Origin of the sequence: Tepidibacillus sp. HK-1, assembly GCF_001748485.2 — a bacterium.
Taxonomy (GTDB): Bacteria; Bacillota; Bacilli; order Tepidibacillales; family Tepidibacillaceae; genus Tepidibacillus_B; species Tepidibacillus_B infernus.
Genome location: NZ_BDGM02000008.1, coordinates 1 through 13,027 on the forward strand (window position 1 = coordinate 1; position 13,027 = coordinate 13,027).

The window sequence follows — 13,027 nt, forward strand, 5'->3', positions numbered from 1 at the left end:
CTTTGCCGCCGGCTTCCTTCAGATTCCACCTCACGATGGACACCCTTGCCTTAGGCTAATGGTTGGTTGCTACATACCCCCATAACGGACTTTCACCGTCTAGTTAATCGCCATGCGTGGCGCACTAAAATGCAAAAAATGCCTAGTTAAACTAGGCATTTTTTAATGCATCCAACACCTGAAGATCTAATTTCTTAGCTGCTTCAGGATTATAAGTCTTTTCTGTTTGGGGTTGGACGGAAATTTTGGAACCATAGTACATTACTTCATGGACACTTTGTACCAACACCTCAATAAGTGCAAGCTTAAATGGGATCCCTTCAATCTCATCCTTCAATATATTCGCTTGCCCGGAAATGGTATAAATCGTTTCTTGATGAAAAATAGTCATCGCAATATCAGGATTTTGTTTAATGTTCGTCACAATCTGGGAACGTTGATCAACTGCAAAGCGTATTGTAGTTGGAGTTTTGGCGTAAGTCCATGATATAGCATTAACAAAAGGCTTGCCTTGATCCATCAATGTTGTTAAAAGCACCAATTGCTGTTCTTGCATGTATTGATATAAGCTTTCCGGTAATTGCTCACATCCACCTTTACTCATCAAAATCCTCCTTTTGCGGCTGTGAAAGTTCAGTTTCTTCGGTCTTAGTTATAGCATATGCATTTTTTAATTTTTCCTGAACTTTTGCCAACTCTTGATCATCAATGTAAACATATGGAGTTTTCCAATAAGAGTTCATTTCAATCGTCTGAATCGAATCTTTATTTGCACCTTTAAAATCCCAAACTAGCTTTTTCATTTCATCAGGGGTTAGGTTTGTTTTAATATGATCTCCTGCAACATCAAGAATATCAAATACATTTGTAATTCCTTTAAATGAGCTCATTTTATCGGCTAAGGCCTTTAAAATTTTTTGGTGTCTTTGATTTCGCTCAAAATCATCAGAAGATTTCCCCACCGAAGATTTACGAAAACGAGCATAATCTAAAGCTTGCTTACCATTAAGAACCTGCAAACCTTTTTTTAGATTGATATCGGTACCATCGGCTAAAGAACGATAAACCATATTTCGGTCTACATCAATTTCAATTCCACCAAGTTCGTCAATAACCGCTTCAAAACCTTTAAAATCGACTGTGGCATAATATTGAATCGGAATATCTAAAAGGTCAGATAACGTCTCCATGGCTAAAATTGGACCACCCTTTGCAAACGTGCTATTTACTTTTGCATAGCCATAATCCGGAATTTTGACTTTAGTATCTCTTGGGATAGATAACAAATATACTTTCTTGGTTACTGGATTCCAGACACTTACAATAATTGCATCTGTATTCAAACTATGTGTTTCCGGTCTGTAATCCTCACCTAGTAATAAAATAGCAAATGGTTTCTCTGTTCGTTTGTCTTGCTCAGAGTCCTGTTTCATATTATTGATGTTTGGTTTTTCAGCAGTTTCCGATGTTTTTTCAAAAAATTGATTGATTTTCCATGAAGCATATCCAATAATCGAGCCCAAGCCCAAGCCAATAATCGTCACAAAAATGATGAGTCCCTTCACCCATTTATGATGTTTCATTTTCTCAACTCCCCTATTTTCACGAGGATAGTTTTTAAATATTATACTTTGGTTCGTTTTCGATATCCTCTAGTAATTTCTCTACCAAACCTGTCCCAAATGTAATTTTATCTTCTTTCCCTTCAATCCTATAAGTAATCGTATAAAAGAAGGGATCTCTTTCATAACGAATTTCCTCAATTTTATGATCCTCTATTAGAATTTGTTTAAAAAATTCAGAAGTGTTTTTCGCCGCATGATCTTCAGGTCTTGCTTTATGAACAACAGTGATTTGAACCCAATTAAAAATTGCATCTCTCAGATCCATTTCCATCCTCCATTACTTCATATCTTCACGAAGTTGGTGAAGATAAACGATTTCATCTTTGTATTCTTCTTCCTCTGTCACTGGTGTTTCTAAAATAAAAGGAATATGTTCTAGTTTTTCACATTGCAAAAATTTTTGCAATGCTTTTGCCCCTATTTCTCCTTGACCTATTTTTTCGTGACGGTCTTTCCTACTATTAAAAGGCACTTTACTGTCATTGAAGTGAATCACTTTAATATGTTCTAAATAACCAGCTTCCTCTGCCCGTTTAATAAAGTCATCAAATTGTTCTTCATTCCATTGCCCTGCTGCAAAAGCATGACAGGTATCAAAGCAAAATTCTATTTTTTCAGGATATTTTGTATTATTACGTATCTCCATTAACGTTTCAGGGGCTAATCCCAATTCTGAACCTTGGCCGGCAGTATTTTCTAGTAACAGTTTTACAGGACCATCATATTGCTCTAGAATCAAATCTAAGGTTTCAATCATTCGTTTGATTCCATATTCTTCTCCTTCACCAACATGTTTTCCACAATGTACAACTGCTCCAATTGCACCATAAGCCTCAGCGATATTCAAGTCTTCAACAATCGAACGAATGGTGACTTCTTGTAAATCCTCTTTAGGCGTGGATAAATTTGTAATATATGGAGTATGACAGATAACGGTTATTCCATGTTCTTTACAAAATTCTACCCCGTTTAAAGCATCCTTCATATCCACCTTTTTAGGTTTTAGTCCTCTCGGATTTTTTGTAAAAACTTGAAATGTTTCTGCACCCAATTCATGTGCCTTTTGGGCAGCCTTTTCTAGTCCTTTGGAAACACTGATATGACAACCAAGTTGCATTTTTTCACCTCTTTATGCATTCTGATGTTCCATTTTTTTCTGTTTTGCGTGCTTATCACGCTCTGATTTATTTAGATATTTTTTACGTAATCGTATAGATTTAGGTGTGATTTCACAATATTCATCATCATCTAGATATTCTAATGCTTGTTCTAAACTTAACACTCTAGCTGCTTTCATTTTCACCGTTTCCTCTTTTGTTGAAGATCTGACGTTTGTCATATGCTTTTCTTTACATACATTGACAATAATATCATTCTCACGATTATGCTCGCCAACAATCATTCCCTCATAGATCTCCGTTCCAGGCGTGACAAACAGAACTCCACGATCTTCTACTGATAGTATACCATAAGTTGTTGCTATTCCTGTTTCTGAAGAAACGAGAACACCCTCTCGTCTACCTCCGACTTCTTGATGAACCAATGGCTGATAAGAATCAAAAGAATGATTCAAAATTCCGTACCCTCTAGTTAATGTTAAAAATTCAGTACGATAGCCAATTAGTCCTCTTGACGATATCAAGAATTCAAGTCTAATTTGGTTAAAGCCTAAATGAGTCATATTGAGCATTTCTGCCTTTCTTGGCCCTAAGCTTTCCATGACTGCCCCCATATGCTCCTCAGGTATATCAATGATTAAGTTTTCAAATGGTTCCATTTTTTTGCCATTGATGAATTTAACAATGACCTCAGGCTTTGAAACTTGAAGCTCATAGCCTTCTCGTCTCATGTTTTCAATCAGAATAGATAAATGTAGCTCACCACGGCCTGATACGATAAAAGCATCAGGGCTATCTGTTTCATCTACGCGTAAACTAACATCTTTTTCTAATTCCGCAAATAATCGCTCCCTTAATTTTCTAGATGTGACATATTTCCCTTCTCTTCCTGCAAATGGACTATTATTGACAACGAATGTCATTTGTAAGGTAGGCTCATCAATATGCAATAAAGGTAATGCTTCTGGTTGTTCAGGGTCAGCAATGGTTTCCCCTACGTTAATCCCTTCAATTCCTGCAATTGCAACAATATCTCCCGCTTTTGCTTCTTCTATTTCTACTTTTTTCAAGCCTACAAAGCCATATAACTTGGCTATTCTTGCTTGCTTCATTGATCCTTCTCGTTTCATGACAGCAACAGTTTGGTTTTTTCTAAGGATACCTCGTTCGATTCGACCAATCCCGATCCGACCCAGATATTCACTATAATCCAATAAAGTGACTTGCATTTGTAATGGTGCATCATAATCAACTTCTGGTGCTGGAATATGCTCGATGATTGCATCAAATAAAGGTTTCATATCCTCTGTTAGTTGGTTTGGTTCTGTTCCACTAACTCCTTTGAGTGCAGAAGCATAGATGACTGGAAACTCAATCTGTTCATCATTTGCTCCAAGTTCAATAAATAACTCTAATATCTCATCAACTACTTCTACAGGACGAGCATTTTCACGATCAATCTTATTTACAACAACAATTGGCGTTAGACCAGCTTCTAAGGCTTTACGAAGAACAAACTTGGTTTGCGGCATACTTCCTTCGAATGCATCAACAACTAATAAAACTCCATTTACCATTTTCATTATTCGTTCGACTTCTCCACCAAAGTCCGCATGACCAGGGGTGTCGATGATATTGATGATATGTTCTTTATATTGAACTGCAGTATTTTTAGCAAGAATTGTAATTCCACGTTCTCGTTCAAGGTCATTAGAATCCATCATCCGCTCCCCAACCTGTTCGTTTTCTCTAAAGATTCCTGATTGAGTTAATAATTTATCCACTAGTGTTGTTTTTCCATGATCAACATGGGCAATAATCGCTATATTTCGAATATCGTCTCGTTTCATCAAATGTTTCTCCTTTAGTTAAGGTTTTTTACAAACAAAGATAAAGACGCCCATTTAGGCGTCTAAACTAATACTTTATTTTATCATTTATGAGTCTTTTTAACAACTTACTTTACTTCAGTGTGTGCCCTTTTTTCAAAAACTTTAATAACAGCCGAAATATCTTCATTGCCATAACCTTGTTCTTTTGCTTCACCAATCGCATCTTGAGCCATTTTAGATAATTTCACAGGAACGAGAATTTGATCTGCTAATTTATTGACCAAACCTAAATCTTTATATAGTAAATCAATGCTAAATCTTGGTTTGAAATCACGGTTCTGGATCAATGGTAAACAGCGATCAATCATATAGCTATACCCTGTACTGTTTTTTATGATTTCATATAATGCGTCACTTTCCATTCCTGTTTTTGCTCCTAATACAAATGCCTCTGTAAGCGCCGCAGTATGGATCCCTACCAACATATTATTGATTAATTTTGCAATACTTCCACTTCCCGTTTTCCCTATATAAAGAATGGTTTTTCCCATCGCTTTAAAAATAGGTTGAACTTTATCAAAGACCTCTTTATCTCCACCGACCATGATGGTTAGTGTCCCTGCCTCTGCTCCCATTGGACCACCACTTATCGGAGCATCCAAATAATCCACTCCTTGTTTTTTGGCTTCTTTATAGATCTTTTCATTTAAATCAGGCCCCACGGTACTATGATCAATAACGATAGTTCCAGGTTTTGCGGTATCAAGGATTCCACCTGTTTCTAAATATACATATTCAATCGTATCAGGCATCGGAAGCGCAGTTAAAACGACATCGACCTGTTGAACTAATTCTTTTACTGAACTTGCTTCTTTTGCACCTAATTCTACCACCTTTTTGACCGATTCTTTACTCCTATTAAAAACCCACACCTCAAAATTAGCTTTTAATAAATTTTTTGTCATAGGAAATCCCATAGTTCCTATTCCAATAAATCCAACTTTCAATGGATTAACCTCCTTTTGGTACGCGATAAAGACGGCCTAACATAGACCGTCTTTACACTTTATTCTATATTAATATTATACCAATTCTTGCTCTTTTTTAATTACCACCAAAGCGAATGGCTAAAGCAATTAAGCTTCTAGTCATCGCCCCAGTTGCCCCTTTGATATTTACCCCTTTTGTTTCAGATAACCAAGAAGTTCCTGCTATATCTAAATGAGCCCAAGGTGTATCCCCTGCAAATGCCTTTAAAAACATTGCACCCTGAATCGCTCCTGCACCAAAACCAGCATCATTTTTTAAATCAGCAATTTCACTTTCAACTAATTCTTCATAATCATCATCAATTGGAAGCTCCCATACCTTTTCACCAGATAGATTTGCAGCAGTTTTTACTTCTTTTGCCCAATCAGGGTCATTTGAGAATATTCCAGTCATATGATGGCCTAATGCAGAGATGACTGATCCCGTTAATGTGGCCACATCTACAATTTTAGTAACCCCTAAGTGTTTAGCATAGGAAATTGCATCAGCTAAAATTAAACGGCCTTCCGCATCTGTATGTTTAATCTCAACTGTTTTTCCAGAAAAGGTTTCTACAATGTCCCCAGGATGAATCGCATGACCAGAAACCATGTTTTCACAAGCTGGAATAACTGCAATTATATTAGCATGCGGCTCCAAACTACCGATGGCATTCATAGCCCCAAGTACTGCTGCTGCTCCAGCCATATCCCCTTTCATTTCATCCATATCTTTATCAGGTTTAATTTGAATACCACCAGAATCAAAGGTAATTCCTTTTCCTACAAATCCAATAACATCCTTATATTCTGGTGCTCCAAAATATTTCATCACAATCAATTTCGGTTCTTCATCGCTTCCTTTAGAAACGGCTAAAAATGCACCCATATTTAATTCTTGAATTTGTTTTTTATCTAAAATATTAATTTCTAAACGATGCTTTTTTGCTACCTCTTTTGCTTTATCAGCTAATAGTGAAGGTGTCATTTTATTCGCTGGAGTATTGCCTAAATCTCTTGCTAAATTTTGAGATTCTGCAAAAATAATTCCTCGTTCTACCCCAGCTTCTACTGCTTTTACAGATATCCCATCAACAGTGACAAGGATTCGTTCTATTTTTTGTTGTGGTTTTTCTTTTGTTTTGTAATTAAACGTATAGGTACCTAACTGAATCGCTTCAACAACTGCTTGCCCTAAATCAACTGGATTCCATATCGCTTTATATTTTTGACTTACGACTACAGCTAATTCTCTTACACCGATCGATTGGGCTTTTCTTGCTGCGATAGCATAAGCATTTCTTGCTCGATCAATCGTTAGTTTTTCTTCTTTACCAAGCCCTAAAACAAGTACTCTTTTTGCCGGTATTTTCCCCCAAGTATGCAATAAAGTGACTTCTCCATAGGTTCCTTTAATCTCTTTTTCTGCAATTAATTGAGAGATTCGATGATCCATTTGCTCATCTACTTGTTGTGCTAAACCTAATAACATGTCCTTATCTTCGGTGTGCGTCAAAATGATACAATCTGAAGCTAATGTTATGATTGATTCTGTACTCACTTTAAATTGCATGAAAGGCACCTCCACATTGGTTTCTTACTCCCATTTTCTATTATATCAATTTTAGATATCCATTTAAAACGTTTTCTTTCATATAATTGTCACAATGATTTAGCAAACGTTAGAAAATACTTCAATTGCACCTGATTTTTTGAATGAATAGGAAGTATATGGTATATTTATTATAATTGAAAGGAGAGTATGCTATGAATTTTGTTGGATTTTCAAATCTAGATTTTGATGTATTTCAAATAGATGGATTAGAGCCGCGAATGGAAGGAATTAAGCAATATATCCGCCCGAAGCTTGAATTAATTGGTCAGGAAATGGCTCCTTACTTAAGTGTATTAACAGGCCAAGAAATGTTTTATCATGTAGCCAAACACGCAAGAAGAACTAAAAATCCTCCAAATGATACCTGGGTTGCGTTTGCTCCAAGCAAACGGGGATACAAAGCCTTCCCTCATTTTCAAGTTGGCCTTTGGTCTACACATCTATTTATCTGGTTTGCTTTAATCTATGAAGCACCGTACAAGAAAGAGTTTGGAGAAAATCTTGTAAACCATTTAACAGAAATTTTTTCTTCTATTCCCTCTGAGTTTGCTTGGTCGATGGATCATACAAAACCAGAAGTTCTTCCTCATAAAGACCTGACTAAGGAAGAACTATTCCAAATGGCAGAGAAGTTGAAAAAGGTTAAAAAAGCTGAGCTTTTATGTGGCATTACTATTGATCGTAATGATCCAATTTTAACAAATAAAGAACAACTCTTTCAAAAAATTGAAAATACCTTTGAAACCTTAATGCCACTTTATCAACTAGCGACAAAGGCTTAGTCTTAATCATAGAAAGGCATGTACGATGGAGGTCGTTGCAATATACATTTCTCTTTAAAAGATACTCTTCCACTTTTCACTGATTTCTTCTGCTTCTCCAACAATTCGGTGGAAGAGTTCCTGTACGGTTGGAACGTCTCGGATAAGCCCCATCACCTGTCCAGCCCATGCAAAACCTCTTTCCATATCCCCTTGATAAATAGCCACCTTATTATTTTCACCACCAATCAATGGTTGCAATTGTTCAAATGTAGCCCCTTGGTGTTCTAGTTCAAGAACCTTTTCCGTTGTTGGATTAAGGATTGCCCTAGCTGGAGCGCCAAGTGTTCTTTTAACCACAATCGTATCCATCTCTGTTTTTTCTACCAATGTTTTCTTATAATTTTCATGTGCCAATACACACTCTTTTGTTGCAATAAAACGAGTTCCCATTTCTATTCCTTCTGCCCCTAAAGCGAAAGCAGCCATCATCCCTCGGCCATCACCAATTCCTCCACTTGCGATAACTGGAATTTTCACTGCGTCTACAACTTTTGGAATGAGAACAAAAGTACCTAAATCATCTTTACCAATATGGCCGCCTCCTTCTTGTCCAACTGCCATGATGGCATCCATTCCTAATGCTTCAGCTTTCATTGCTTGTTTTACAGTGGATACCAAAGAGATCTTCTTGATCGGTAAACCTTTTAGTCTTTCCAATACAGGCAGTGGATTCCCTCCTGTAATCGTGATTACTGGAACTTGCTCTGCAATTGCAACTTCTAGATAATCTTTCCATTTATCACCATATAAACTTATCGCAAAATTAACAGCAAATGGCTTAGATGTAAGCATCTTTACCTTTTTGATTTCTTCACGCAAATGTTCTGGGGTAGGTAAGGTAACTGCTGTAATTTGCCCAAGTCCTCCCGCATTTGACACAGCCGAAGCCAAGTTAGCATCTGCGAGATAAGCCAATCCTCCCTGAATAATGGGATAATCGATTTCTAATAACTCAGTAATTCTTGTCTTCATTTCTAACCTCCTAAAAATAGTAATGATAGCGCTTTCACAAATAGGTAAATGATACATATCCATTTATTTTCTACTATTATGTACGAAATCCTTCAAATATTTTTTTCTTGAATGAAAAAAATCATATTTTTGCCTATTGCAACTCAAAATAATCATGTTATACTCTATTTGTTTGTTTAATGATTATGATAATGTGGAAAAAATATAATAAGGAAAGGGTGATAAGGGTTGAATCGTCAAGAAAATACACCCTTGTTTAGTGCATTGTTAGAGCATGCCAAAAAGAATCCCATACAATTTCACATACCCGGACATAAAAAAGGGCAAGGAATGGACGAAAAATTCAAAGAATTTATAGGTACCAATGCTTTATCCATAGACTTAATCAATATTGCACCTCTTGATGATTTACATCATCCTCATGGCATTATTAAAGAGGCTCAAGAGCTTGCTGCTGAAGCTTTTGGTGCTGATTATACATTCTTTTCAGTTCAAGGTACAAGTGGGGCTATTATGGCAATGATTATGTCAGTTGTAGGCCCTAGCGATAAAATCATTGTACCAAGAAACGTTCATAAATCGATTCTTTCCGCTATTATTTTTGCAGGTGCAACACCCATATTTATTCATCCTGAAATGGATCCTAAAGTAGGTATTGCCCATGGAATAACTCCTAAATCTGTTAAAAAAGCCTTAGAACAACATCCAGATGCAAAAGCAGTACTGGTGATCAATCCTACCTACTTTGGAGTAGCTGGTAACTTGGAAGAAATTGTGCGAATTGTCCATGAATATGAAATCGCTGTTCTTGTTGATGAAGCCCATGGAGTACATATTCACTTTCATGATCAACTTCCCTTATCAGCAATGCAAGCAGGGGCTGATATGGCGGCTACTAGTGTTCATAAATTAGGTGGCTCTTTAACTCAAAGTTCTATTTTGAATGTAAAGGAAGGGTTGGTTAATCCTCATCATGTCCAATCTGTCATGAGTATGCTTACCACCACCTCTACTTCTTATATTCTTTTAGCTTCCTTAGATGCGGCTCGGAGAAATCTTGCAATCAATGGGCGTATGTTTTTAGAACAAGCAATTGAACTATCCCAATACGCAAGAAGAAGCGTGAATGAAATACCTGGACTATATAGCCCTGGCGATGATATATTGGGGACTGACGCAACTTATGATTATGACCCAACGAAGTTATTGATCAGTGTAAAAGACCTTGGTGTAACAGGCTATGAAGTAGAAAAGTGGTTAAGAAAGGAATATAATATCGAGGTTGAATTAAGCGACTTGTATAATATTCTATGTTTAATTACTCCTGGAGATACTTATCAGGACGTAGATCTATTGATTACGGCACTTCAACGATTATCAAAAGAACATATTCATCTGGGTAAACAAAATCATGTAGAGGTTCGTTTACCAAAAATTCCATCACTTGCACTCTCTCCTAGAGACGCATTTTATTCTGATACAGATGTCGTCTTACTAGATGATTCGGTAGGCCATGTCATTGCTGAATTCGTTATGGTTTATCCTCCTGGTATTCCTATTCTCTTACCTGGTGAAATCATTACCCAAGATAATATAGATTATATTAAATATAACCTTGCTGCAGGATTACCTGTTCAAGGACCTGAAGATGAAACGATCGGAACCTTAAAGGTCATTAAGGCAAGAAAGGCGATTCCTATCTATTAAAATAGCAAAGATAAAAAAAAGCAAAAATGAAGCCTATGATCTAAAATTCATAGGCCTTTTTCATGTTTTTAATTTTATTCCTTATCATGCTTGTGAGAACTACAATCTTCGCAAATTCCAAATAATACTTCTGATTTCTCTGACTGAATTGGTGCAATGATTTGGTCACATTCTTTACATACTAATGTACCCATTTTCTTACCCCCATCCTTTTGGTGTAACCGCTTTAATATTATGTTATTATTATTTTAATATGTTATACTTTTTATGTCAATTGAACAAATAAATTATTTTAATTATCTATATCATCTAATTAGTAGGACATAAAAAGCCCTATGGGTTTTAAAATTGTCCCATAGAGCAATTTAATGAAAATATAGCTCACTCTATTTTTTTTGACATCCAATCTGTAATCAATTGAAGATAGATCTCTTTTTCTGGTTCATTCAAGATTTCATGATAAAGACCATCAATCAGGTGAAATTGGACTTGTTCTTTAGAAAAACCCTCCACAAATTCTTTAGCTTTTTGTGGATCGACTAATTGATCCTCTCCCGCTTGCAAATAAAGTAACGGAATCCCTGAACGAGAGATTTGATCCTTTTTTTTCCAAACGAGTTCAATTGCTTTTTGAAATGCAAGAAACCAAGCAATACTTACTTTATTATAAACGAGTGGATCTTCTGCATATGCTTTAACCACCTTTGGATCACGACTCACTTGACTTGCTGTAATGCCACTCTTTAATCTCATCGTTGGCCATATCTTTACTAAATTCTCGGCAAGGATACGTTGCCACTTTGGTACTTCTATACCAATGCTCACCGCAGGAGATGTTACGATCACTCCTTTAAGTGCTTGGCTATCCTTTAACTCTTCTAAATACCTTAATACAATGAGTCCGCCCATACTATGGCCTAATAAAAAGGTTGGTTTTTCAGGCCAATTTTTTTTAATATATTGAAACCATTGATCTATTTTATGTAAATAATTAGCAAAATCCTGAATATGTCCACGTTTTTCTTTAGATCGTCCCAAACCAGGAAGATCCCCACCTACCATAGAAATATGATGTTTATTTAACCAGACTGCCACATGCCGATATCTACCAATATGTTCGCCTGAACCATGAACCACTAATAAAATGGCTTTTGCATCGTTAACCAAGTACGTTTGCATTGTATCCATGCTTGATTCCCCCATCCATTTACTTATGCAAAAAAGTCCCTTATACAATAGGGACTTGATTTAATATTTTTTGTATATATTTAATAAAGCAGATTTCCTCTTGGTCTACATATTGAGTTGTTTTAATTAATAGTTCTCCTACAAGATGATGTCCATGGTAAAAAGGAATAAAGATTAATTGTCCCGATGGTTCAAATTCACAGGAGATTTCGCCACGGGCTGCAACATTACTTAACATTCCTTCTCCAAAAGGAATCGCTTCTAAGTTCATTCCTTCAACATTGCCTTCATGTTTATAGTATTGAAAAGAGGTTTCATTAGTTAGGTACATCAAAATTGTTTTGTAATGAGGAATATAAGCCTTTAAAACTTGAATTACCCTATCATAACATTCATTTTTACTCTTAGCATCTTGCAAAATAAGGCCTAACTCACATCTCACCGTTTCTAGCAGATCAGCCTTTCCCATGTGATTTCCTCCAAAACATTTTTAATTGTCTGCTTTTTTTTATTTTACCATATTCTTATAACCTTAACAAATTTTCTTCACCAATAATATGTAGCAGTTTATTTTTTTATCCTACATCAATTTTTCTTTTTTTTGGCTATTTTATTGTCAACCCTATGCCCTAATGCTAAAATATAACTAGTATGTTAAATATGGAATTGGGAGTGGACTAAAGTTGGGAAAAAGTGCGTATGTTAAACTAGTCAATGGTTCAGTACAGCAAGAGATCACAATAGATCAAGTTAAGGAATTATTAAATAAGTACATTGAAAATACTGGAAAATTAGCTGAACAATTAGATTGGGAGTATCATGAATCTGCTTTTCCATACACCATCCAAGAAAAAGCTGAAGGGGATACGAAATACCTTTACTTAAAAGCAAAAGATGAGCTCTATAATTATCTCATTATCGGTGTTGGATCTGAGGAAGTAGATGGTCATACCACCCAGTTTATCCAAGTTGTATTACCTGATGAAGACTATCGTACCCCTGGGGATCAGGCAAAAGGAAATGAGTTTTCCAAATACCTTGCTAAGAAGTTAAAAGCTGAATTACATCTATTTAATGGCCGTGTTCTTTATTATAACCCTCGTAAATAGTGGTAGTAA

General features: G+C 36.1%; 14 protein-coding genes. 3 read left to right on the forward strand and 11 right to left on the reverse strand.

Annotated features, from left to right (window positions below):
- Nucleotides 1–151: 151 nt before the first annotated feature.
- From BEN26_RS05505 to BEN26_RS05535, 7 genes are all read right to left on the reverse strand, one after another.
- On the reverse strand, nt 152–604 hold the full coding sequence (locus tag BEN26_RS05505) for a pyridoxamine 5'-phosphate oxidase family protein (RefSeq protein WP_068724743.1): 453 nt from the start codon (nt 602–604) through the stop codon (nt 152–154).
- Nucleotides 597–1,583 (reverse strand): LCP family protein, encoded by a 987-nt coding sequence (locus tag BEN26_RS05510; RefSeq protein ID WP_069798552.1) that lies wholly within the window; start codon nt 1,581–1,583, stop codon nt 597–599. The genes BEN26_RS05505 and BEN26_RS05510 overlap by 8 nt, the downstream gene beginning before the upstream one ends.
- A 34-nt stretch (nt 1,584–1,617) precedes the next feature.
- Nucleotides 1,618–1,890 carry a hypothetical protein gene (locus tag BEN26_RS05515; protein WP_069798550.1) on the reverse strand — a complete coding sequence of 91 codons (273 nt, stop codon included), beginning with the start codon at nt 1,888–1,890 and terminating at the stop codon, nt 1,618–1,620.
- Nucleotides 1,891–1,902: 12 nt separating this feature from the next.
- A complete protein-coding gene (locus BEN26_RS05520) occupies nt 1,903–2,742 on the reverse strand; it encodes a deoxyribonuclease IV (protein ID WP_068724749.1) in 840 nt (279 codons plus the stop codon).
- Between the two features lie 12 nt (nt 2,743–2,754).
- On the reverse strand, nt 2,755–4,593 hold the full coding sequence (typA, locus tag BEN26_RS05525; protein WP_069798549.1) for a translational GTPase TypA: 1,839 nt from the start codon (nt 4,591–4,593) through the stop codon (nt 2,755–2,757).
- 107 nt (nt 4,594–4,700) lie between these two features.
- On the reverse strand, nt 4,701–5,609 hold the full coding sequence (locus BEN26_RS05530) for an NAD(P)-dependent oxidoreductase (protein ID WP_069798547.1): 909 nt from the start codon (nt 5,607–5,609) through the stop codon (nt 4,701–4,703).
- 70 nt (nt 5,610–5,679) lie between these two features.
- Nucleotides 5,680–7,176 carry a leucyl aminopeptidase gene (locus BEN26_RS05535; protein ID WP_069798545.1) on the reverse strand — a complete coding sequence of 499 codons (1,497 nt, stop codon included), beginning with the start codon at nt 7,174–7,176 and terminating at the stop codon, nt 5,680–5,682.
- Between the two features lie 194 nt (nt 7,177–7,370).
- Between BEN26_RS05535 and BEN26_RS05540 the strand changes: the two genes are divergently transcribed.
- Entirely contained in the window at nt 7,371–8,000 is a 630-nt protein-coding gene (locus BEN26_RS05540; RefSeq protein WP_069798543.1) for a YktB family protein, read from the forward strand.
- Between the two features lie 54 nt (nt 8,001–8,054).
- Here BEN26_RS05540 and BEN26_RS05545 read toward each other — a convergent pair whose 3' ends face one another.
- A complete protein-coding gene (locus BEN26_RS05545; RefSeq protein ID WP_069798541.1) occupies nt 8,055–9,014 on the reverse strand; it encodes an NAD(P)H-dependent flavin oxidoreductase in 960 nt (319 codons plus the stop codon).
- Between the two features lie 228 nt (nt 9,015–9,242).
- On the opposite strand from BEN26_RS05545, the gene BEN26_RS05550 reads away from it, so the two are divergent.
- Nucleotides 9,243–10,721: an aminotransferase class I/II-fold pyridoxal phosphate-dependent enzyme gene (locus BEN26_RS05550; protein ID WP_068724759.1), complete on the forward strand. Its 1,479-nt coding sequence runs from the start codon at nt 9,243–9,245 to the stop codon at nt 10,719–10,721.
- 74 nt (nt 10,722–10,795) lie between these two features.
- On the opposite strand, the gene BEN26_RS05555 is transcribed toward BEN26_RS05550, so the two are convergent.
- The 3 genes from BEN26_RS05555 to BEN26_RS05565 form a co-directional block, all read right to left on the reverse strand.
- Entirely contained in the window at nt 10,796–10,915 is a 120-nt protein-coding gene (locus BEN26_RS05555; RefSeq protein WP_153012017.1) for a GapA-binding peptide SR1P, read from the reverse strand.
- A gap of 187 nt (nt 10,916–11,102) precedes the next feature.
- Complete coding sequence (locus BEN26_RS05560) at nt 11,103–11,909, reverse strand: alpha/beta hydrolase (RefSeq protein ID WP_069798539.1); 807 nt, start codon at nt 11,907–11,909, stop codon at nt 11,103–11,105.
- Nucleotides 11,910–11,949: 40 nt separating this feature from the next.
- On the reverse strand, nt 11,950–12,378 hold the full coding sequence (locus tag BEN26_RS05565) for a hypothetical protein (RefSeq protein WP_069798537.1): 429 nt from the start codon (nt 12,376–12,378) through the stop codon (nt 11,950–11,952).
- Between the two features lie 214 nt (nt 12,379–12,592).
- Between BEN26_RS05565 and BEN26_RS05570 the strand changes: the two genes are divergently transcribed.
- Complete coding sequence (locus BEN26_RS05570) at nt 12,593–13,018, forward strand: DUF1885 family protein (protein ID WP_068724765.1); 426 nt, start codon at nt 12,593–12,595, stop codon at nt 13,016–13,018.
- Nucleotides 13,019–13,027 lie beyond the last annotated feature (9 nt).

Coding starts and splice junctions, on each gene's coding strand:
- BEN26_RS05560 (WP_069798539.1), bottom strand. CDS start 11,909: ATGGATACAATGCAAACGTACTTGGTTAACGATGCAAAAGCCATTTTA.
- BEN26_RS05540 (WP_069798543.1), top strand. CDS start 7,371: ATGAATTTTGTTGGATTTTCAAATCTAGATTTTGATGTATTTCAAATA.
- BEN26_RS05535 (WP_069798545.1), bottom strand. CDS start 7,176: ATGCAATTTAAAGTGAGTACAGAATCAATCATAACATTAGCTTCAGAT.
- BEN26_RS05520 (WP_068724749.1), bottom strand. CDS start 2,742: ATGCAACTTGGTTGTCATATCAGTGTTTCCAAAGGACTAGAAAAGGCT.
- BEN26_RS05565 (WP_069798537.1), bottom strand. CDS start 12,378: ATGGGAAAGGCTGATCTGCTAGAAACGGTGAGATGTGAGTTAGGCCTT.
- BEN26_RS05515 (WP_069798550.1), bottom strand. CDS start 1,890: ATGGATCTGAGAGATGCAATTTTTAATTGGGTTCAAATCACTGTTGTT.
- typA (WP_069798549.1), bottom strand. CDS start 4,593: ATGAAACGAGACGATATTCGAAATATAGCGATTATTGCCCATGTTGAT.
- BEN26_RS05555 (WP_153012017.1), bottom strand. CDS start 10,915: ATGGGTACATTAGTATGTAAAGAATGTGACCAAATCATTGCACCAATT.
- BEN26_RS05510 (WP_069798552.1), bottom strand. CDS start 1,583: ATGAAACATCATAAATGGGTGAAGGGACTCATCATTTTTGTGACGATT.
- BEN26_RS05505 (WP_068724743.1), bottom strand. CDS start 604: ATGAGTAAAGGTGGATGTGAGCAATTACCGGAAAGCTTATATCAATAC.
- BEN26_RS05545 (WP_069798541.1), bottom strand. CDS start 9,014: ATGAAGACAAGAATTACTGAGTTATTAGAAATCGATTATCCCATTATT.